The following is a 21,555-nucleotide window of genomic DNA, read 5'->3' on the forward strand; positions in this document are numbered from 1 at the left end:
ACGTGCTGAACGCGATCGCGACCGACTGACGGCACGGTCACGGTGGGGGCCGCGGTCCCGGTGGGCGTCCTCCACGCCCACCGGGACCGCATCCGCGGAGGAAGCCCCCCGTCCGGCTCAGGTGCGCCGCTCCAGGACGATGTATCCGGCGGCCGCGCCGGTCAGGTCGTAACGGGCGCCGGGGTGGAGCTGCTTGGCGTAGCCGCGGGGGTCGCGCACCCAGCCGGACCTGTTGTTCAGGGCGATGTAGTCGGGGGCGGGGTTCCTGGCGTCGCCGATCCACAGGACGCGGCAGCGGCCCGCCAGGCGGCTGATGGGGCCGACGTTCGCCTCGACGGTCGCACCGTCCGGGATGCGGGCGAGGAGCCGTTCGGCGGCGACGGCCCCGGGCGGTGTGCGGTACGTCCGCGCCTCGGTGAGCGCCGACAGCGGCAGCGAGGTGGTGAGGGCGACCGCGGCCGCGGCGGCGCACGCGGGCAGCCGGTTCGCGTAGGTCCGCAGCCAGGGGCGCGGGCTGCGGCGTGTGATGTCCGCGGCGTCCGCCAGCGCGAGGAACACGACCGGCATCAGGACGGCGCTGTAGTGCCAGTCGGTGGACCAGTAGTGGGGGTCGCCCGACAGGAACCGCCAGCCGAGGGTGGGCGCGGCGGCCAGCATCAGCGGGGAGCGCAGGGCGAGCAGCCCGGCCGGCAGCAGCAGCCAGCCCAGGGTGCGCAGCTTCGTTTCGGCGCCGGCGAGGGGGCCCGGGCCTTCGCCGACCTTGCTCCAGTAGTCGTAGCCGCCCGTGGTGTTGAACGCCGGTATGACGGCGAGGAGCGTCAGGGCGGTGGCGGCCGCCCCGAGGAGCGCCACACCGGTCGCGTACACGGCGGCACGCCGCGAGGTGCGCCGCGCCCGCCAGGCGACGACGAGCGCGAGGGCGGCCAGGGTCAGGCCGAGGTCCTCCTTGACCAGGACGAGCGGTGCCGCCCACAGCAGCGCGGCGCGCCACCGGGCGCGCAGGACCGCCTCCAGGGAGAAGGCGATCAGCGGGACGGCGAAGCAGATCTCGTGGAAGTCGAAGTCGGCGGCCCGCTGGATGCCCCAGGACAGTCCGTACGCGACGCCGAGGGCCACACCGGAGGACCGGCCGAGCAGGCGGGTCGCGGCGCGGGTGACGGGGATGGCGGCGAGCGCGAACAGCGCGGCCTGCGCGACGAGGAGGGTGACGGGCGTGGGGAAGAGCCGGTAGGCGGGCGCGAGGAGCGCGGTGACGGGGCTGAAGTGGTCGCCGAGGATGTTCGTGCCCGGCCCCTTGAGGTCGGCGACGGGCGCCTGGAGGTGGGCGTAGCCGCGGACGGCCTGCTCGAAGATGCCGAGGTCCCAGGAGCGGCTCCCCATGCGGCGGTGGCGGAGCACGGACAGCGTGGTGTACGCGGCGAACAGGGCGAGCGCGAGGAGGTAGGGGGCGCGGCCGCCCGCTGCCGGTGCGGCGGCGGGCGGCCCGGTTATCGGTATCGGCGCCGTCGGGGGGTTCTCCGGTGCGGTGCGGCGGCCGGCGGGTGCGGCGAGAACGGTTCCACGCATGCGTGGCGGGCTCCTTCGGGTCACTACGGGTGGCGGGACCCGATGGCGGGCGCGGCGGGCGGGACGGCCGAGGCCGAGGCGGTCGGGGCCGCGGCCCTCGGGGCGGGGGTGGCCGGGGCGGGGGTGGCCGGGGCGGAAGCGCCCGGGGACGGGACGGCGGTGGCCGGTGCGTCCGGCGCGGCCGGGGTGGTCGGGGCGGACGAAGGGGTCGCCGTGGCCGGGGTGGGAACGGTCGGGGCCGGGGACGCCGGCGGTACCGGCAGCGAGGCGGAGTATGGCGGGACGGACGAGGGGGAGGCGCCGGTGGGCGGGGCGGACGAGGGGGAGACGGAGGTCGGCGGGGCCGACGGCGAAGGGGACGGGGACGGCGGCGCCGTCGGCACGCCGGGCCGCTCGGGCAGCAGCGTGAGCGCGGCGAGCGTGCCCGTGGCACCGAGCACGCACACGGCGCACGCCGCCGCGGCGGCCAGCGTACGGCTGCGGCGCCGCCGCCCCCGCAGCGCCACCCGGGCGGCGGGCTCGGGCGTGACGAGCAGGGAACCGGTGCGGGCGGCCCGCTTGAGCGCGGCGGCGATGGCCTGGTCCGTGTGCTGGCTGCGCTGGTCAGACACCGTGCTGCTCCTCGGTCAGATGGGGTGCGAGGGCGGCTCTGGCCCGGGACAGGTGCGTCTTGACCGTCCCGGTGGCGAGCCCGGTCTCCGCGGCGACCTGCTCCACGGACAGGTCGCACACGTAGTGCAGGACGGCGACGCGCCGCTGCCGCTCCGACAGCGTGCGCAGCGCCGCGACGAGGGCCACGGAGCCGGCGTCCGGCGCCGGCACGCTGTCGCGCAGACCGCTGCCGTGCCGGCGCCACGCCTCCGCGGCCCGGCCCCGCCGCCGCCACCGGCTGACCGCCAGCCGCCACGCCACCGTACGGACCCACGCCTCGGGCCCGGCGTCCCGCAGCAGCCGCGAGCGGCGCCCCCAGGCCCGTACGAACGCCTCCTGGACGACGTCCTGGGCCTCGTGGAGGTCGCCGGTCATCAGGTACAGCTGACCGACCAGGCGCGTGACCGAGTGAGCGTAGAGCTCGTGGAACTCCTCTTCGGTCAACGCGGGCCCCCAGTGGTCGGACGGTTCTCATGGCCTATACGCACCCCGGCACGTGTCCGGTTGACATCCGGCCCCGGATTGTTTCGAGCGCGGTGGTCCGGGTGACGTCGTAGGCTGGGAACCCCCGGCCCGTGCGACGTGTCGGGCGGTTCGCGTTGCCCCACACACCGGGATGGAAGTCTCCATGAGCCTGCACGGTCTGCTCGACGCCGTCGTCAAGGACCCCGCCCTCGCCGAAGCGGTGAAGGCGGCCTCCGACGGCCACCGGCACCATGTCGACCTGGTCGGGCCGCCCGCCGCGCGCCCCTTCGCGGTGGCCGCGCTGGCCCGCGAGGCGGGGCGTCCGGTGCTCGCGGTGACCGCGACCGGGCGGGAGGCGGAGGATCTGGCGGCGGCGCTGCGCAGCCTGCTCGATCCCGACACGGTCGCGGAGTACCCGGCCTGGGAGACGCTGCCGCACGAGCGGCTCTCGCCCCGCTCGGACACCGTCGGCCGGCGCCTCGCGGTGCTGCGGCGCCTGGCGCACCCGTCCGCGGACGACCCGGCCGCCGGCCCGGTGTCCGTCGTCGTCGCGCCCGTGCGCTCCGTGCTCCAGCCGCAGGTCAAGGGGCTCGGGGACCTGGAGCCGGTGTCCCTGCGCACCGGCGCGCAGGCCGATCTGAACGAGGTGGTGGAGGGGCTCGCGGCCGCCGCGTACGCACGCGTGGAGCTGGTCGAGAAGCGCGGCGAGTTCGCGGTGCGCGGGGGGATCCTGGACGTGTTCCCGCCCACCGAGGAGCATCCGCTGCGCGTCGAGTTCTGGGGCGACGACGTCGAGGAGATCCGCTACTTCAAGGTGGCCGACCAGCGGTCCCTGGAGGTCGCCGAGCACGGACTGTGGGCGCCGCCCTGCCGCGAGCTGCTGCTGACGGAGTCCGTCCGGGCGCGGGCGGCGGCCCTGGCCGAGGCCCACCCGGAGCTGGGCGAGCTGCTCGGGAAGATCGCCGAGGGCATCGCCGTGGAGGGCATGGAGTCCCTGGCCCCGGTGCTCGTGGACGACATGGAGCTGCTGCTGGACGTGATGCCGAAGGACTCCATGGCGGTGGTGTGCGACCCGGAGCGGGTCCGCACCCGGGCCTCGGACCTGGTGGCCACGTCGCAGGAGTTCCTCCAGGCGTCGTGGGCGGCGACCGCCGGCGGCGGCGAGGCGCCGATCGACGTCGGCGCGGCGTCGCTGTGGGGCATCGCGGACGTCCGGGACCGGGCGCGCGAGCTCGGGATGATGTGGTGGTCGGTCTCCCCGTTCGCGGCGGACGAGGAGCTCGACGACGACACCCTCACCCTGGGCATGCACGCCCCGGAGTCGTACCGCGGCGACACCGCCCGGGCCCTGGCGGACACCAAGGGCTGGCTGGCGGACGGCTGGCGCACGGTCTTCGTGACCGAGGGCCACGGCCCGGCCGCCCGCACGGTCGAGGTGCTCGGCGGGGAGGGCATCGCCGCCCGCCTGGACGGCGACCTGACGGAGATCTCGCCGTCCCTCGTCCACGTGGCGTGCGGTTCCATCGAGTTCGGCTTCGTCGACCCGGGCCTGAAGCTCGCCGTGCTGACCGAGACCGACCTGTCGGGCCAGAAGACGGCCGGCAAGGACGGCCAGCGGATGCCGACGCGCCGCCGCAAGACGATCGACCCGCTCACCCTGGAGACGGGCGACTACATCGTCCACGAGCAGCACGGCGTGGGCCGCTACATCGAGATGGTGCAGCGCACCGTGCAGGGCGCCACCCGCGAGTACCTGCTGGTCGAGTACGCCCCCGCCAAGCGCGGCCAGCCCGGCGACCGCCTCTACATCCCCACCGACCAGCTGGAGCAGGTCACCAAGTACGTCGGCGGCGAGGCACCCACCCTGCACCGGCTGGGCGGCGCGGACTGGACGAAGACCAAGGCCCGGGCGAAGAAGGCGGTCAAGGAGATCGCCGCCGACCTGATCAAGCTGTACAGCGCCCGCATGGCGGCGCCGGGCCACGCCTTCGCCCCGGACACGCCCTGGCAGCGGGAGCTGGAGGACGCCTTCCCGTACGCGGAGACGCCCGACCAGCTGTCCACCATCGCCGAGGTGAAGGAGGACATGGAGAAGACGGTCCCCATGGACCGCCTGATCTGCGGCGACGTCGGCTACGGCAAGACGGAGATCGCGGTGCGCGCCGCCTTCAAGGCGGTCCAGGACGGCAAGCAGGTCGCCGTCCTCGTGCCGACGACGCTCCTCGTGCAGCAGCACTTCGGCACGTTCTCCGAGCGGTACTCCCAGTTCCCGGTGGTCGTGCGGGCCCTGTCGCGCTTCCAGTCGGACGCGGAGGCGAAGGCGACGCTGGAGGGCCTGAAGGACGGCTCCGTCGACGTCGTCATCGGCACGCACCGGCTGTTCTCGTCCGAGACGAAGTTCAAGGACCTGGGCCTGGTCGTCGTCGACGAGGAGCAGCGCTTCGGCGTCGAGCACAAGGAGCAGCTGAAGAAGCTCCGCGCCAACGTCGACGTGCTCACCATGTCCGCCACCCCCATCCCGCGCACCCTGGAGATGGCGGTGACCGGCATCCGCGAGATGTCGACCATCACCACGCCCCCGGAGGAGCGGCACCCGGTCCTCACCTTCGTCGGCCCGTACGAGGAGAAGCAGATCGGCGCGGCGATCCGCCGTGAGTTGCTGCGCGAGGGCCAGGTCTTCTACATCCACAACCGGGTCGAGTCGATCGACCGGGCGGCCGCCCGGCTGCGGGACATCGTCCCCGAGGCGCGGATCGCGATCGCCCACGGCCAGATGTCCGAACAGGCCCTGGAACAGGTCGTCGTGGACTTCTGGGAGAAGAAGTTCGACGTCCTGGTCTCCACCACGATCGTCGAGTCGGGCATCGACATCTCCAACGCCAACACCCTGATCGTGGAGCGCGGCGACAACTTCGGCCTGTCGCAGCTGCACCAGCTGCGCGGCCGGGTCGGCCGCGGCCGTGAGCGGGGGTACGCGTACTTCCTCTACCCGCCGGAGAAGCCGCTGACCGAGACCGCCCACGAGCGGCTCGCGACGATCGCCCAGCACACCGAGATGGGCGCCGGCATGTACGTCGCCATGAAGGACCTGGAGATCCGCGGCGCGGGCAACCTGCTCGGCGGCGAGCAGTCCGGCCACATCGCCGGCGTCGGCTTCGACCTGTACGTGCGGATGGTGGGCGAGGCGGTCGCGGACTACCGCGCGTCGCTGGAGGGCGGCGTGGAGGAGGAGCCGCCGCTGGAGGTCAAGATCGAGCTGCCGGTCGACGCGCACGTCCCGCACGACTACGCGCCCGGCGAGCGGCTGCGTCTCCAGGCGTACCGGGCGATCGCCTCGGCGAACACGGAGGAGGACATCAAGGCGGTCCGCGAGGAGCTGACCGACCGTTACGGCAAGCTGCCCGAGCCGGTGGAGAACCTGCTCCTCGTCGCCGGCCTGCGGATGCTGGCGCGGGCCTGCGGCGTCGGGGAGATCGTCCTCCAGGGGCCGAACATCCGCTTCGCGCCGGTGGAGTTGCGCGAGTCGCAGGAGCTGCGCCTGAAGCGCCTGTACCCGCGGACCGTGATCAAACCGCAGACCCACCAGATCCTGGTTCCCCGTCCCACCACGGGCAAGATCGGCGGGAAGCCGGTGGTGGGCCGCGAACTGCTGGCGTGGACCGGCGAGTTCCTCACCACGATCCTGGGTTCGTAGGTCCGGTACGGCGCTGGGGGCGGCGGCTCTCGCGGAGGGCCGCCCCGCCGCGGGTCGAGCCGGGTCAGGGGCGCTTCGGCTCGTAGTGCAGCGCGGTGATCCCGCAGTCGAAGGGGCGGGCGGTGACCAGGCGCAGGTGCTGGTAGGCGTCGGTGTGCGGGAAGACGGGCATGCCGGCGCCGATCGCGGTGGGGTTGACGAAGAGGTGCAGCTCGTCGAGCAGGCCCTGGGCGATCAGGTCGCGGACGAGCGTGCCGCCGCCGTAGGCGATGATGTCGCCGCCGGGCCGGGACTTGAGCTCGCGCACGGTTCCGGCGAGGTCGTCGGAGACGACGGTGTTCTCCCAGGGGGACGCGGTGAGCGTGCGGGAGATGACGACCTTGGGCGTGTTGTTCATCTTGTCGATGGACGCCCGGTCCTCGCCCTCGGGGCCGGCGGCCCAGGTGGGGATGAAGCCCTCGGCGAGCCTGCGGCCCAGGACGATGCAGTCGACCGGGGCGGTGAGCGCGTCGACGTAGGTGTTGATGTCGTCGGTCCACGGGCACGTCATCCAGTCCATCTCGCCGTTCGGGCCGGCCATGTAGCCGTCGGCGGTGACCTGGACCTGGAGCTTGAAGGTGCGCATGGGGTGACTCCCGTGGTGTCGTCGGTGCTGGTGGTGTGGAGACCGGGGGCGTACGGAAAACTCATCGGCCGGTGCGCCGCGGTGTTCAAGGCGGCGCCGCACCCCGCCACGCCTTGCCGTCAGGTCCGCCGCGGTGGGCCGCTTCAATGCGTCGCCGCTGTGGGCGGCCGTCAGGGGCCGTCCGTACGGAACAGCAGGCCGGCCAGGGTGCGGAAGGCGTCCTCCGGGTCGCGCCCGGCCATCGGCCCCTCCAGGTTCCGGGTGAGCAGCAGCGTCGCGAAGCCGTGCGCCAGGGACCAGGCCGCGACGCCAGCCAGCCGGGCGTCCTCGCCGCGGCCCCCGGCGGGCACCGCGGTGACGGCTTCGCGCAGCCGGTCGCCCGCACGGGTCCTGGCCTGCCGCAGCTCCGGGTCGTCCGGGTGGTGCAGGTCCGGCTGGAACATGACCTGGAAGTGCGCGGGGTGCTCGACGGCGAAGCGGACGTACCGTACGCCCGCGTCCCGCAGGTCCGCCGCGTCGCCGAGGGTGGCGGCCAGCAGGTCGAAGCCCTCGCTCGCGATGGCGGTCAGCAGGCCGGCGCGGTCCTTGAAGTGGTGGGCCGGCGCCGCGTGCGAGACCCCGGCGCGCCGGGCCAGGTCCCTGAGGCTCAGGGACGCCGGGCCGTCGCTGCGGATGGCGTCCAGGGCGGCGGTGATCACGGCCCGCCGCAGATCACCGTGGTGGTAGCCGCGCCGGCTGTCGCTCGTGCTCATGGAGGCAGCGTACGCCCCATCTAGGCATTGACAAGTTTGCCGGGCCGGAGCAGTCTGGGGTGCAGCAGATCTAGGCAGTGACTAGATGGGAAGTGGTCCCCGTGTTCCAGCCCGACCCCGCACGCGTCCGGCAGATGTGGCACTTGCTGGAGCCCCTGCACGCCGTCCTCTACTACGCACCCGAGGCCGTCGAGGAGGCCGCCGCGCTCGGATACGCGACCGACGAGCGCTGGCCCGCGTACTTCGCCTGGCGTGCCGCCCCCCTCGGCCCCGTGGACGCCGGGCCCGTCGCGTCCGCCTTCTACAGCTTCAGCCCGGCGATGGTGCGGCGGTACGTGCCCGCGGCCTGGCGGACCGCCGCTCCCGGCGACGTCCTGGCGGCGCGGCTGCGCGCGGTGGACCGCTTCTACCGTCGACTCCTCGGGGACGCGGTCGCCGGGCCGGAGCTGGCGGAGGCGGCGGCCCTCGCGCGCCGCGCCGCCGAGGCCGCCGAAACCGCCGGGCGGCCGCTCGCCGCCGCGAACGCCGCGCTGCACTGGCCCGAGGAGCCCCACCTGGTGCTGTGGCAGGCGGCGACCGTGCTGCGCGAGCACCGTGGGGACGGGCACCTGGCCGCCCTCCTCACCGCGGGTCTCGACCCGGTGGAGGCGCTGGTCTCGTTCGCCGCCGTCGGCGCCGCGCCCGTCACCACGTTCGCCAGCCGCGGCTGGAGCGAGGCGGAGTGGGCCGCCGCCCGGGACCGGCTCGCGTCGCGGGGGCTCGTCACCGCGGACGGGGACGCCACCGACGCCGGGCGCGCCCTGCGCGACGACGTCGAGCGCCGCACGGACGACCTGGCCGCCGGCCCCTGGGCGGCGCTCGGCGACAAGGCCATGGCGGAGCTGGCCGAACGGGTCGGCGGCACCTGGGTCGCCGTCCTCGGTGCCGGGCTGCTGCCCCGTGAGAACACCCTGGGGGTGGGGAAGGTGTAGGGACGGGCCCTACCGTGGAGCCCATGCCCACGCTCCGGAAGACCCTCCTGCCCGCCGCGCTCCTGGCCGTCTCCTCGCTCGCCGCGGGATGCGGCGCCGCCGACACCGGTGACGTGGCATCAGGCGCCGCGCCCGGCACCCGCGCGGCCGTCCCGCTGGACAACCCGGACGGTACGCGACCGGGCCTCGCGCCCGTCGCCTCCGAGGCGGACCGCGCCGAGGCCCGGCGGCTCCTCGAACGCCTCGCGGTCAAGGGCCGCGGGCCGCGGACCGGTTACGACCGGGAGGAGTTCGGCTACGCCTGGAAGGACTCGGTCGACGGCGTACCGCTGGCCCGCAACGGCTGCGACACCCGCAACGACCTGCTGCGGCGCGACGGGCAGGCCCTGCGCCTGCGCTCCGGCTCGGACTGCGTGGTCGTCGCCATGACGCTGCACGACCCGTACACCGGCCGGACCGTCGAGTGGCGCAAGCAGAAGGCCGCGGAGGTGCAGATAGACCATGTCGTACCCCTGTCGTACAGCTGGCAGATGGGCGCCGCCCGCTGGCCGGAGGCCAAGCGCGAGCGGCTGGCCAACGACCCGCTGAACCTGCTGCCGGTGGACGGCCGCGCCAACTCGGCCAAGGGCGACTCGGGTCCGGCCACCTGGCTGCCGCCGGACAAGCGGATCCGGTGCGCGTACGCGGTGCGCTTCGCCCAGGTCGCCGTGAAGTACGACCTGCCGGTGACGGCGGCGGACCGTCGCATGATGCTGCGGCAGTGCGACGCCTGAGGCCCCCGCGCCACTCGTACCCGCCGCGCCCCCACCCGGCGCGGACGAGCGCGGGGGCCGGCGCTGCGGCGCGGGCGGGCGCGGGCGGCAGGGGCCCGGGGTGTGAGCCCCGGGGCTGACGCCGGGCGGCGCGGGATGTACCGTACGGCGTCCCCTTCCGCACGACCGTTCCCGCACATGCGCCCGAGAGGTATCCGAACGTGAAGCACGCCGACGCCGTCGCCGCCGAGACGGTGGCCCGACCGATGAGAGGAACCACGCCCGGGTCCGGGCCGGGTCTGCTCGCCCGCGTCCTGCTGGCCGCCGTCCCCGTGGTCAGCCTGGGGATGATGGGGGCGCTGCCCTCGCTGGTCATCGCGTGGCGGCGGGGCGCCCGCGCCGACTGGATCGCCGCGGTGGTGTTCACGGCGGTGACGGTCGCCTGGCTGTTCCAGGCCGTCCTGACGCCGGTGGAGTCCCACGGGTGGCAGTTCGCCGGGGACCTGGTGCTCCTGTCGCTGGCCACCGTCGGCGCCGCGCTGCACTGCCTGCTGGCGTCCCAGCGGACGGGACAGCCGCGATGAAGACGCGACGTACCTGGCGGAAGGCAGAGAAGAGCCCGCGAACCGGGCGAAACGTAGGGATGTTGCTCGCGCGGCTGCGGATGCCGCGCGGACGCGCCGCCTGGGCGGCCGGCAGCGCCGCCGTGCTGGTGCTCGGCCTGGTGGCGGTCGCGCTGTTCGTCGGCGGCGGGCAGGACGGCCCGCCCGACCCGCGGGCGCGGCAGTACAAGGACATCGACGCCTGCCTGCTGACCGGTGAGAAGGGCGTCACCGCGGGCACGCCGGCCGCCGCGGTGTGGCAGGCGATGCAGAAGGCGTCCCTGGACACCCGGTCGCGCGTCAACTACGTCCCCGTCATGGGCGAGCAGACGGCGGCGAACGCGCGCCCCTTCTTCAACAGCCTCATGCAGCGCAAGTGCGCGGTCGTCTTCGCGGTCGGCGTCCCGCAGGTGCAGGCCACCGTCGCGGGGGCGAAGGAGTACCCCGACGCCCGGTTCGTCGTGGTCGACGGTGACGGGGCGGGGCAGCGGAACGTGACGGCGGTGCGGTCCGGGAACGCGGCCGAACTGGATGAAGCGGTCGGAAGCGCGATCCGACGCGCCGTCAAGGCTTCCGAGACGTCGCAGAAGTAACACTCAAGCGCTGGTTCAGCGTGTCGCGTAACGATCAGGTCAAGCGACCGCTCTCAAGTGGAACTGGCGTGCGCACTTCGGGCAAGCTCACGAAGCTTTTGTAGGCTTCGTGTAAGCAAAGGGTTGCCCATGCGCATCCGCTGGGTCCGTAGCCCTCGCCTGTTTCCTCCGGGTCCTACCGGAAGACGCAGAGTGAGGGCTACGGCCGTATCTGTCCTTGTTTCCTTCTCTTTCATGCTCACCACCGAGACGGCGGCCGCCACCGGCGCGACGCTTCCGGCGCTGAGCATGCCCGAGTTGTCCCTCTCGGGACTGTGGGAGTGGGCCAACACATCACCTCTCGACACCCCCGAACAGGAGGGTGGCACCGCCCGCGGCAAGAGCCACCAGGCCTCCGCCGAGGACACCAGCGCCGACGGAGGCGTCGGCCGCAAGCCCGGCAAGGGCAAGGGTGAGCTCGACCCGTTCAAGCGTGCCGGCGACGCCGAGGACCCCGCCACCACCGGCAAGGCCCGGGGCACGGCGAAGAGCTTCGACCCGGCGACGAGCAAGCGCGACGCCAAGAAGTCGACGGCGACCTCGGACTACTACGTCAACGCCGACGGCTCCACCACCATCCGCCACTACACCGGCCGCCACAACTTCAAGGGCGACGACGGCACCTGGAAGCCGATCGACACCCGGCTGACCGAGGACACCGACGGCCGGCTCCAGCAGCGGGCCAACTCCCTCGACGTGGAGTTCGCCCCGGACGCGGCCGACCAGCAGCTCGCCTCCGTCGACTTCGGCTCCGGCCGCAGCCTGGCGTACGCGCTGCGCGGCGCCGTGAAGGCCGAGCCGACCGTGGCCGCCAACGGCACCGTGACCTACGCGGGCGTGCTGCCGGACACCGACGTGGAGCTCGTGCCGCTGGCCGAGGGCTTCAAGGAGAACATCGTCCTGCGTTCCGCGGACGCGGCGAACTCCTGGGTCTTCCCCCTCGACGTCAAGGGCCTCACGCCGCGCATCGCGGCCGACGGAGACGTGGAGTTCACCGACGCCGACGGCAAGGTGACCGCCACCATCCCGCACGCGTACATGGAGGACTCCAAGGTCGACCCGCGCTCCGGCGACGCCGCGCAGTCCCGGGCGGTCCGCTACGAGCTGACCACCGTGGACGGCGAGCCGGCGCTGCGGATGACCGCCGACCGCGCGTGGCTGGACGACCCGGAGCGGGTCTACCCGGTGACCGTCGACCCGACGGTGACCGCCAGCAACTCCACGTACGCCCAGAACACCATCGCCGGCGACCACTCCACCGAGACGCAGATCAAGGTGGGCTCGTACGACGCCGGCACCAACAAGGCGAACTCGTTCCTGCAGTTCTCCTCGCTGGGCACCACGCTCAAGGGCCAGAAGGTCTCCGCGGCCACCCTGAACGTGTACGCGCTGTGGTCCTCGGTCTGTGACGCCAAGCCGTTCACGGTCCACCCGATCACCCAGTCCTGGACCCCGTCCGGCGTCACCAGCTACCCCGGCCCGACCTACGGCTCGTCCATCGGCACGGCCACCGGCACGCCCGGCGCCTCCTGCACCAACTCGGACGGCGGGGCGGACGTCGGCGTGAAGATGCCGGTCACGCTCTCCACGAGCTGGTTCACCCAGGTCGCCACCGGCGGAGCCAACCACGGCCTCGCGCTGACCGCGCCGACGACCGACAACCTGCACTGGAAGAAGTTCCACTCCGACAACTCGGCGACCGCCGCCTGGCGCCCCGCCCTGGACCTGACCTACGCGCCGAACACCAAGCCGCAGGTCAACGCCCAGTACCCGCCGGAGAACTTCCAGGCCAACACGCTCCAGCCGGAGCTGCTGGTCTACGCGAGCGACGCCGACAAGTGGCCGAACGCGTCCCTGCAGTACACCTTCGAGGTGTACGACGCGGACACCGAGAGCACCACTCCGGTCGTCACCTCCGGCGCGACCCCGCTCACCAAGGGCTCGTGGAAGATCCCCGCGGGCAAGCTGAAGTGGAGCAAGAACTACACCTGGTACGTCGGTGTCACCGACGGCTACGAGGAAGTCACCTACTCCAGCCGCTTCACCACCGCCGTGCCGCAGCCGCCGGTCACCTCGGGCCTCGCCCAGAACACCGACGGCCACGAGTTCGACCCGTCCGACGGCAACTACACCACCGAGGACACCGACGCCGAGATCCCGGTGATCGGCCCCTCGCTGGAGATCGACCGCTCGTACAACAGCCTCGACCCACGGGTCGACGGTGCCTTCGGCGCCGGCTGGTCGACGGTCGTCGACATGAAGGCCGCCGAGGTCAAGGACGGCGCCGGCGCCGTCGCGAGCGTGGTCATCACCTACCCGGGCGGTGAGCAGGTCGCCTTCGGCCGCAACAGCGACGGCACCTTCCAGCCCCCGCTGGGCCGCTACGCCCGCCTGGAGGCCGTCACCGGCGGCTACAAGCTCACGGACAAGGACTTCACGGCCTACGCGTTCACGCAGGCCACGTCCAAGACCGGGGTGAAGGCGATATCCAGCATCACCGACTACGCGGGCCGCGCCGAGACGTTCACGTACAACGCCTCGAACCAGCTCACGAAGATCACCAACACCACGTCCAACCGGTCGCTCACCCTGACCTGGCAGACCCCGGCCGGGGCCACCGCCGCGCACGTCGCGACGGTCGCCACCGACCCGTCGAAGACGGGCGACGCCACCACGGTCCAGACCTGGAGCTACGGCTACACCGGCGACCAGCTCACCAAGGTGTGCCCGCCGGCCGACGCCACCAAGTGCACGGTCTACGGCTACGCCACCGGCAACCACTACCGCACCACGGTGCTGGACGCCGACCCGTTCGCCTACTGGCGCCTCGGTGAGACCTCGGGGACCGTGGCCAAGGACAGCGTCGACAGCAACCAGGGCAAGTACAACGGTCTGTACCGCAACGTGACCCTGGGCTCCACGTCCGTCCTGGCGGGCTCCACCCAGAAGACCGCCACCTTCAACGGCACCACCTCGTACGTCGAGATGCCGAGCGCCCCGGGCGCGACGCCGTCGTACATGTCGGTGTCGCTGTGGTTCAAGACGACCACGGCGGGCGGTGTCCTCTTCTACTACGGTGACAAGCCGCTGAGCGGGACCGACCCGGTCGGCACCACCACGAAGAACACCCCGGCGGTGTACGTCGGCACGGACGGCAAGCTGCGCGGCTGCCTCGCCATGTCGCCCGGCTGCATGACCACGATCACGTCCGGCGTGCCCGTCACCGACGGCCAGTGGCACAACGCGGTCCTCACCGGTGTGGCCAACAGCCAGACGCTGTATCTGGACGGCAAGGCGCAGGGCTCCCTGTCCGGCACCATCAACGACTGGGAGCAGCCCTACATCTCGCTGGGCGCCGGTGTGAACACCGACGGCTGGCCGGCGATGAACCCGAACGACAAGCTCGGGCACTACACGGGCCAGATGGCGGAGGTCGCCATCTACTCCGAGCCGCTCGACCCGACGGTGATCACCGCACAGTACGACGCCGCCAAGCGGTCCGCCGGTCTGCTCAACAAGATCACCACGCCGGGCGGCAAGACCCAGGCGTCCGTCACCTACAACACCACCGACGACCTGGTCACCCAGGCGACGGACGGCGACGGCGGCACCTGGAAGCTGAACCCGCCGACCATCACCGGCTCCTCGCAGGTCTACCGCTCCGCCGTCATGGGCTCCGCCCCGTCCGGCTACTGGCGGCTGGACGACACGCAGGGCGCGCCGCAGGCGGCCAACGAGATCCACAGCGGTTTCGGCACGTACAACACCGTCACGCAGGGTGTGGCCGGTCCGTTCGGCACCGGTGACGCCACGGCGGCGCAGTTCAACGGTACGTCGTCGTACGCGGAGATCCCGTTCAACCCGTGGCACGGGAGCGGCGAGCGGGCCGTCGAGCTGTGGTTCAAGACCGGTTCGCCGGGTGTGATCCTGTCCGACCAGTCGCAGCCGCCGACCGGTGCCACCCCGACCGGCAGCTGGAACCCGCTGCTGTACGTGGGCGCCGACGGCAAGCTGCACGGTCACTGGTGGAGCGTCTCGGGCTCCGGGAGCACGGACTTCGGCTCCAAGGCCGTGGTCAACGACAACAAGTGGCACCACGCGGTCCTGTCGGCCTCAGGCAGCACCCAGAGCCTGTACGTCGATGGCGTGAAGCAGGCCGACTACAGCGGTGCCGCGAAGGACCAGAACAACACGCGCACCTTCATCGGCGCCGGCTTCGGCAAGTACTGGTTCAGCTCCCCCGGTGACGTGAGTTTCTTCAACGGCTCCATCGCCGAGGTCGCGGCCTACGCCCACCCGCTGTCCGAGGACCAGGTCGAGCAGCACTGGTCGGCGTACAAGGCGTCCTCCGGGATCGCCCCGGTGCGCACGGTCAAGCTCACCGACCCGACGAACAAGACGCTGACGTACGTGTACGACGCGGAGATGGGCAACCGTCTGCTGGCCGCGATCGACACCAACGGCAAGCGGACGACGTACGGCTACGACACCGGCGGCTTCCTGCACACCGTGACGGACGCCAACGGCAACCGCAGCATCACCGGTCACGACGTCCGCGGCAACACGGTCTCCCAGACCAGCTGCCAGGACACGGCGGCCGCCAAGTGTTCGACGGAGTACTACACGTACTTCCCGGACGCGACCACGGCGTTCCCGCCGATGGACCTGCGCAACGACCTGATGCTCACCGAGCGCGACGGCCGTTCCTCCGGTCCGGCGGACAACACGTACCTGACCAGCTACACCTACGACACGGCCGGCAACGTCACCTCGGTGACCACCCCGCCCGTGGCCGGCCACCCCAACGGCCGCACCGCGACCACGACCTACACCACCACCGCCACCCCGGCGGTCGGGGGCGGCAATGCGCCGGCCGGGCTCGTGGACACGGTGACGACTCCGGGCGGCAAGAAGACCACGTACAAGTACTTCGCCAACGGTGACCTCGCCGAGGTGACCGACGCCAACGGCGCCACGAAGAAGTACACGTACGACAACCTCGGCCGGAAGATCACCGAGACGGAGGTCACGGACGCCCAGCCGAGCGGTCTGACCACCACGTTCACGTACGACAAGAACGACCAGGTCACCACCGAGACGGATCCGAAGGTCACCAACCGCGTCACGGGTGCCGTGCACCAGGCGAGGACGACGACGTCGTTCGACCCCGACGGCAACATCCTCGAGCAGAAGATCGAGGACCTGACGGGCGGTGACGCGCCGCGTACGACGACCATGACGTACGACGCGTACAACCGCATGGCGACCAGGAAGGACCCGGGCGGCGACACCACGTCGTTCGAGTACGACGTCTACGGCAACAAGGTGAAGGAGACCGACCCCGCGGGGAACGTCAACACCTACACCTTCGACGGCGAGGGCCGTCCGCTCACCACCAGCCTGCTCAACTACACCGGCGACCCGAACAACCCGTCGGCGCCGACCACGCTGGTCCAGGAGTCCCGGGCGTACGACCCGGCGGGCCGGCTCGCGTCGATCACCGACGCGATGGGCTGGGTGACGGCGTACACCTACACGGACGACGGCCTGTCGGCCTCCGTGGTCCGCAAGGACCCGGCGAACGGCAAGCAGTTCGTGGAGCAGGCCAACACCTACGACGCGGCCGGGAACCTGATCAAGCAGGTGACCAACGACGGCCAGACCACGACCACCTTCACGGTGGACGCGGCGGACCGCACCACGTCCTCGGTGCTGGACCCGACGGGTGTGAACCGGTCGACGACGGTGTCGTACGACCCGGACGACAACGTGGTGTCCGAGACGGAGCGGGACCCGGCGACGGGTGACGTGTCCACCACGGACACGATGTACGACAACCTCGGCAACGTCACCGGAACCGCCCTGCATGACGGCACCACCGCCCCGGTGGCCCGTTACAAGCTGGACGAGACGACGGGTTACTCGGTCGGGGACTCGTCCGGTGCCAACCACACCGGTACCCACGGCACCGGTATGCACTGGAACACCGACCGGGGTGGCAGCGCGGTCTTCGACGGCGACGCCAACTCCTATGCCCAGACCTCCGGCCCCGTGGTCAACACCAACGGGAGCTTCACCGTCTCGGCGTGGGCGAAGGTCACCGACACGACGGTCTCCCAGACCCTCGTCTCGCAGGACGGCGAGCAGATCTACGGCTTCGTGCTGTACTACTCGTCGGGCACCGGCTGGACGTTCGGCCGCCGCACGACGGACGCCACGAACGCCACCCTGGTGCGTGCCGACTCCGGCACGGCCGCTGTGACCGCGAACACCTGGACCCACCTCGCCGGTGTCTACGACGCCGCCGCGGGGCAGATCCGGCTGTACGTCAACGGCACGCTCGCGAAGGAGGTGGCCTACACCTCTCCGTGGGAGGCGACCGGGGCGCTGCAGCTCGGCCGGCACAAGGCAGGCGGCTACGGCGGCAACCACAAGGGCGGTCTGGACGACGTCCAGGTCTACAGCGAAGCCCTGACCGCCTCGCAGGTGTCGGCGGTACGCGGCGGCACCCTGCCGGCCGCGGGCAGCTCGGTCCGGTCCACGACGTGGAAGCTGGATCAGCGGGGCCTGCCGTTGTCCATGACGGACGCCACCGGTGACACCACCGACTATGGCTACGACGAAGCGGGCCAGCAGACGACGGTCACGGAGCCTGTCGTCAATGCCGAGCAGAACGGTGGCGATCCGGTCGCCGTGCGGCCGGTGTCGATGACCGGCTACAACACCTTCGGTGAGCCGACCGAGTCCTCCGACCCGCAGGGCAACGTCACGGTGACGGCATACGACGCCGAGGGCCAGGAGTCCTCGACGACATTGCCCAACTACACCCCGCCGGGATCAACGACGCCGATCACCGCCACGTCCTGGAACGAGTACAACAGGCTCGGCCAGGTGACGGCGGAGGTGGACGCGCTGGGCAACCGCACCACGTACACGTACACCCAGCTGGGCGACCTGGCCTCGGTCACGGAGCCGGGCGGCGGCATGACGACGTACACGTACGACACCAACGGCGACCAGCTGTCGGCGACCCGGCCGAACGGTGCCCGTGAGGAAAGCACCTGGGACTACCTGGGCAATCAGCTCACCAGCACGGAGATCGTGCGCCAGCCGACGCAGCGGGCGTACACCGCGATCAACGAGTACAACGCTCCGGGCGGCGAACTCTCCCGGTCCGTCAGCCCCACGGGTGTCCAGGAGACGTACAAGTACAACGCCGTGGGCGAGACCGTCGAGGTGACCGACGGCGCCGGCCAGACGTCGAAGTTCACCTACGACATGGAGGGCCAGGTCCTCACTTCGACGGACCCGGACGGCACCAGCACGAAGAACACCTACGACGGCTTCGGGCAGCTGGTCGCGACCAGCGACCTGGACGCCACCGGGAAGGTGCTGCGTACCAGCAGCGTCGCCTACGACCGTGCGGGCAACGCCGTGGCACTGACCGACTATCGAGGTCACACCACGCGGCTGACGTACGACCCCACCGGCCTCATCACCAAGGCGGTCGAGCCGGTATCCGCAACCGAATCGATCACCACGACGTACGGGTACGACGCGTCGGGCAACCGCACGCGCTTCACCGACGGCCGAGGCAACGCGTTCCTGACCACCTACAACAATTGGGGGCTGCCCGAATCCCAGATCGAACCGTCCACACCGTCCCACCCGGACCTCGCGGACCGCACGTTCACAGCGGTGTACGACGCCAACGGCCGGGTCAAGGAGATGCGATCGCCGGGCGGAGTGGTCGTCACCCACGAGTACGACGCCAAGGGCCGGTTGACCCGGCAGGCGGGTACGGGTGCCGAGGCCACGACGGTCGACCACACGTACGACTACGACAACGACGACCGCATCACGGCCGTCGCGGGCTCGGGTACGGAGAAGAACACCTTCACGTACGACGACCGCGGTCTGCTGCTGACCGCGTCCGGCCCCTCGGGTTCGTCGTCCTTCGCCTGGAACGGCGACGGCGCGATGACCTCGCGGACGGACGCGTCGGGCACGTCGACGTACGGGTATGACACCGCTGGCCGTCTGAAGACGGTCAACGACGGTGCCACCGGTACCACGATGACCTACGGCTACGACGTCAACAGCAAGGTGACGTCGATCGACTACGGTGCGGGCAAGTCCAAGCGGGAATTCAGCTACGACGCCCTGGAACAGATCACCAGCGACAAGCTGACTTCTCCGACCGGCAAGGTGCTGTCCTCCATCGCCTACGGGTGGGACGAGAACGGCAACATGACGTCGAAGACGACGACCGGTGTTGCTGGTGCGTCGACCAACACGTACACCTACGACTGGGCGAACCGCATCACGTCGTGGAACAACGGATCCACCACGGAGGTCTACGGCTACGACGCGTCCGGCAACCGGACCCGCGTCGGTGGCGACACCTACACCTACGACGCCCGCAACCGCCTGACGTCGGACGGGCACAACACGTACAAGTACACCGCCCGTGGCACGATGAGCTCCATCACCGCCGACAACGGGACGCAGACAGCCATCAAGGCGGACGCGTTCAACCGTGTCATCAGCGAGGGCGATCGCACGTACGCGTACGACGGCCTCGACCGTGTGCTCAGCGCGAGTGACGCGGACTCCGGTCCGGTGTTCTCCTTCCAGTACAGCGGTGTCGGCAACGACGTCGCCTCCGACGGCTCGGCGACCTACAGCCGGGACGCGGACGGTTCGCTGCTCAGCGTGAAGGCGACCGGCATGGCCGCCGTCCTCGCGCTGACGGACGCGCACGACGACGTGATCGGCCAGTTCACCGCCGCAGGCGAGGCACTGACCGGTTCGACGACGTACTCGCCGTTCGGCAAGGTCCTGAACACCCAGGGCATGGTGGGCAACCTCGGTTACCAGTCCGGCTGGACCGACCCGCAGACGGCCAAGGTCAACATGGCCGCCCGCTGGTACTCACCGCAGACCGGCCAGTTCAACAGCCGCGACACGATGACTCTCGACCCGGTCGGGCAGTCGGTCGAGGGCAACCGGTACGCGTATGCCAACGCCAACCCGATGACGGGTGTCGATCCGACCGGTCACTTCTTCGGCTTCATCAAGAAGGCCGTGAAGAAGGTCGCCAAGAAGGTCAAGAAGGTCGCCAAGTCGGCCTGGAAGAAGACCAAGAAGGTGGTCAAGAAGGCCGCCAAGGTCGTCAAGAAGGTCGCCAAGCGGATCAAGCGTGTGGTGAAGCGGACGGTTCGGAAGGCCTACCGCTCCGTACGGAAGGCCGTACGGTACGTCTCCGACAGCGTCAAAAAGGTCAAGAGATACGTCAAGCGAACCTATAAGCGGGTCAAGCATTACGCCCACAAGGTCGTCAAAAAGGTAAAGAAGACGGTCCGCAAGGTCGCCAAGGCTGTCAAACATGTAGCTAAGAAGGTGGTGAAGGCAGCCAAGAAGGTCGGTAAGGCTGTCAAGAAGGCAGCCAAGGCCACCGCCAACTTCGTCAAGCAGCATGCCTCGACCATCGTCTCCGTGGCTGTGGGTGTGGCCGTGTTCGCCGGATGCACGGCTATCACAGCCGGTGTGGGTGTGGTCGGCTGCGCCGCCCTTGCGGGCGCGACCGCCAACGGCGTCGGCTACATGATGAGTGATGGCCCCAAGTCCGTCGGTGGTTTCCTCGGCGCCGTGGCCATCGGAGGCGTGACCGGTGCTCTGGGCGGTGCCCTGGGCGGTGCCGCAGCAGGGGCGACCGGCCGGCTCCTCGCCGGCGCGAGCAACGCCGTCAAGGGCGCTGCGGCGGGTGCTGCCGGCGGTGGCGCGGAAGGCGCCGTCAACTACGGCGTCACCTGTGTGACAAGCGAGGAAGGCTGCAGCGTCAGCGGTGCGGCGAAGGCCACGGCGGTCGGCGCTGTCACAGGCGGCATCTTCGGTGGCGTGGCCGGCAAGGTATCCGGCTGCCACAGTTTCGGGGCGGGCACCGGAGTGGTGCTGGCCAACGGTGCGACCAAGGCCATCAGCCAGATCAAGCCCGGCGACTATGTTCTGACCGCCGAGCCCGGAAAGAAGAAGAAGGAGGTCCACAAGGTCACCAAGGTCCACGTCACGACGCACGACCGTGACTACGTCAAGGTGACCGTCGCAACCAAGGACGGTCCGCGGACCCTGGAGACCACGGCTCTCCACCAGATCTACGACTCCACGACGAAGACCTGGACGCGGGCCAAGGACCTCAAGCAGGGGGACCGTCTGCAGACAGCGGACGGCTCCGCCGCCAAGGTCCTGAACACGCGGACCTACGCCGACGACAAGGTCACTTACGACCTGACGGTCGACGGCCTGCACACCTACCACGTGGTGGCGGGTGACACGGCTCTGCTGGTCCACAACTGCTCCAAGAAGGCGCAGCAGGACCAGTACGCCTACGGTGGCAGCGTCAGGTACCGGGGCCTGGACGACCTCGGTCGTCCCACCGGCGTGGACGCCCAGGTCCGGCCCGACATGCTGAACAAGGGCACGGAGGCCGGCAAGACCACGCCGCCGGGCTGGCGGGGCAACGGCACCGCGTTCAACGAAGCCCGTGGCCACCTGCTGGCCGGACGGCTCGGTGGGGCGGGCAAGGGGCGGCATGCGCGCCGGAACCTCGTCACCCTCACCCAGGATCCGGTGAACACTCCGTGGATGAGGGACCTGGTCGAGAATGAGGTCTACAAAGCCGTCAAGGCTGGTGAGACTGTGCAGTACTCGGTCAAACCCGTTTATGAAGGGACCAACCCGATCCCCATCAGGCTGGAGTTCGATGCCCATGGCAGCAATGGCTTCCAGCTCAGCGGCTGGCTCGACAACCCGGCCGCTGGTGTGCGGACCGGCAGGCGTTAGCCG

Annotated in this window: 11 protein-coding genes; 6 read left to right on the forward strand and 5 right to left on the reverse strand. The window is 71.0% G+C overall.

Annotated elements, in window-relative coordinates:
* Positions 1-117 precede the first annotated feature (117 nt).
* Genes ACIA79_RS24725 through ACIA79_RS24735 form a run of 3 tightly spaced genes read right to left on the reverse strand, consistent with a single transcriptional unit; the run spans position 118 to position 2,661 of the window.
* Positions 118-1,566 (reverse strand): DUF2079 domain-containing protein, encoded by a 1,449-nt coding sequence (locus tag ACIA79_RS24725; protein WP_399430504.1) that lies wholly within the window; start codon positions 1,564-1,566, stop codon positions 118-120.
* Positions 1,567-1,589: 23 nt separating this feature from the next.
* Positions 1,590-2,177 (reverse strand): hypothetical protein, encoded by a 588-nt coding sequence (locus ACIA79_RS24730; protein ID WP_399430505.1) that lies wholly within the window; start codon positions 2,175-2,177, stop codon positions 1,590-1,592.
* Positions 2,170-2,661, reverse strand: coding sequence for a SigE family RNA polymerase sigma factor (locus ACIA79_RS24735; protein ID WP_391812118.1), 492 nt, complete (start codon positions 2,659-2,661; stop codon positions 2,170-2,172). The genes ACIA79_RS24730 and ACIA79_RS24735 overlap by 8 nt, the downstream gene beginning before the upstream one ends.
* Before the next feature lie 184 nt (positions 2,662-2,845).
* Here ACIA79_RS24735 and mfd point away from each other — a divergent pair, with 184 nt between their 5' ends.
* Complete coding sequence (gene mfd, locus ACIA79_RS24740; protein WP_399430506.1) at positions 2,846-6,376, forward strand: transcription-repair coupling factor; 3,531 nt, start codon at positions 2,846-2,848, stop codon at positions 6,374-6,376.
* 64 nt (positions 6,377-6,440) lie between these two features.
* On the opposite strand, the gene ACIA79_RS24745 is transcribed toward mfd, so the two are convergent.
* Complete coding sequence (locus ACIA79_RS24745) at positions 6,441-7,001, reverse strand: dihydrofolate reductase family protein (protein ID WP_399430507.1); 561 nt, start codon at positions 6,999-7,001, stop codon at positions 6,441-6,443.
* Between the two features lie 170 nt (positions 7,002-7,171).
* A complete protein-coding gene (locus tag ACIA79_RS24750) occupies positions 7,172-7,753 on the reverse strand; it encodes a TetR/AcrR family transcriptional regulator (RefSeq protein ID WP_399430508.1) in 582 nt (193 codons plus the stop codon).
* Positions 7,754-7,887: 134 nt separating this feature from the next.
* On the opposite strand from ACIA79_RS24750, the gene ACIA79_RS24755 reads away from it, so the two are divergent.
* The 5 genes from ACIA79_RS24755 (at position 7,888) to ACIA79_RS24775 (ending at position 21,552) form a co-directional block, all read left to right on the forward strand.
* Positions 7,888-8,724: a hypothetical protein gene (locus ACIA79_RS24755; protein WP_399430609.1), complete on the forward strand. Its 837-nt coding sequence runs from the start codon at positions 7,888-7,890 to the stop codon at positions 8,722-8,724.
* Positions 8,725-8,747: 23 nt separating this feature from the next.
* Positions 8,748-9,497, forward strand: a complete 750-nt coding sequence (locus ACIA79_RS24760; protein WP_399430509.1) for an HNH endonuclease family protein — start codon at positions 8,748-8,750, stop codon at positions 9,495-9,497.
* A gap of 200 nt (positions 9,498-9,697) precedes the next feature.
* Entirely contained in the window at positions 9,698-10,060 is a 363-nt protein-coding gene (locus tag ACIA79_RS24765) for a hypothetical protein (RefSeq protein ID WP_399430510.1), read from the forward strand.
* A gap of 59 nt (positions 10,061-10,119) precedes the next feature.
* Positions 10,120-10,671, forward strand: coding sequence for a BMP family ABC transporter substrate-binding protein (locus ACIA79_RS24770; protein WP_399430511.1), 552 nt, complete (start codon positions 10,120-10,122; stop codon positions 10,669-10,671).
* A 234-nt stretch (positions 10,672-10,905) separates the two neighbouring features.
* Positions 10,906-21,552: a LamG-like jellyroll fold domain-containing protein gene (locus ACIA79_RS24775; RefSeq protein ID WP_399430512.1), complete on the forward strand. Its 10,647-nt coding sequence runs from the start codon at positions 10,906-10,908 to the stop codon at positions 21,550-21,552.
* Positions 21,553-21,555 lie beyond the last annotated feature (3 nt).

This window comes from Streptomyces sp. NPDC051310 (assembly GCF_044455245.1).
In the GTDB taxonomy this organism is placed as follows: Bacteria; Actinomycetota; Actinomycetes; order Streptomycetales; family Streptomycetaceae; genus Streptomyces.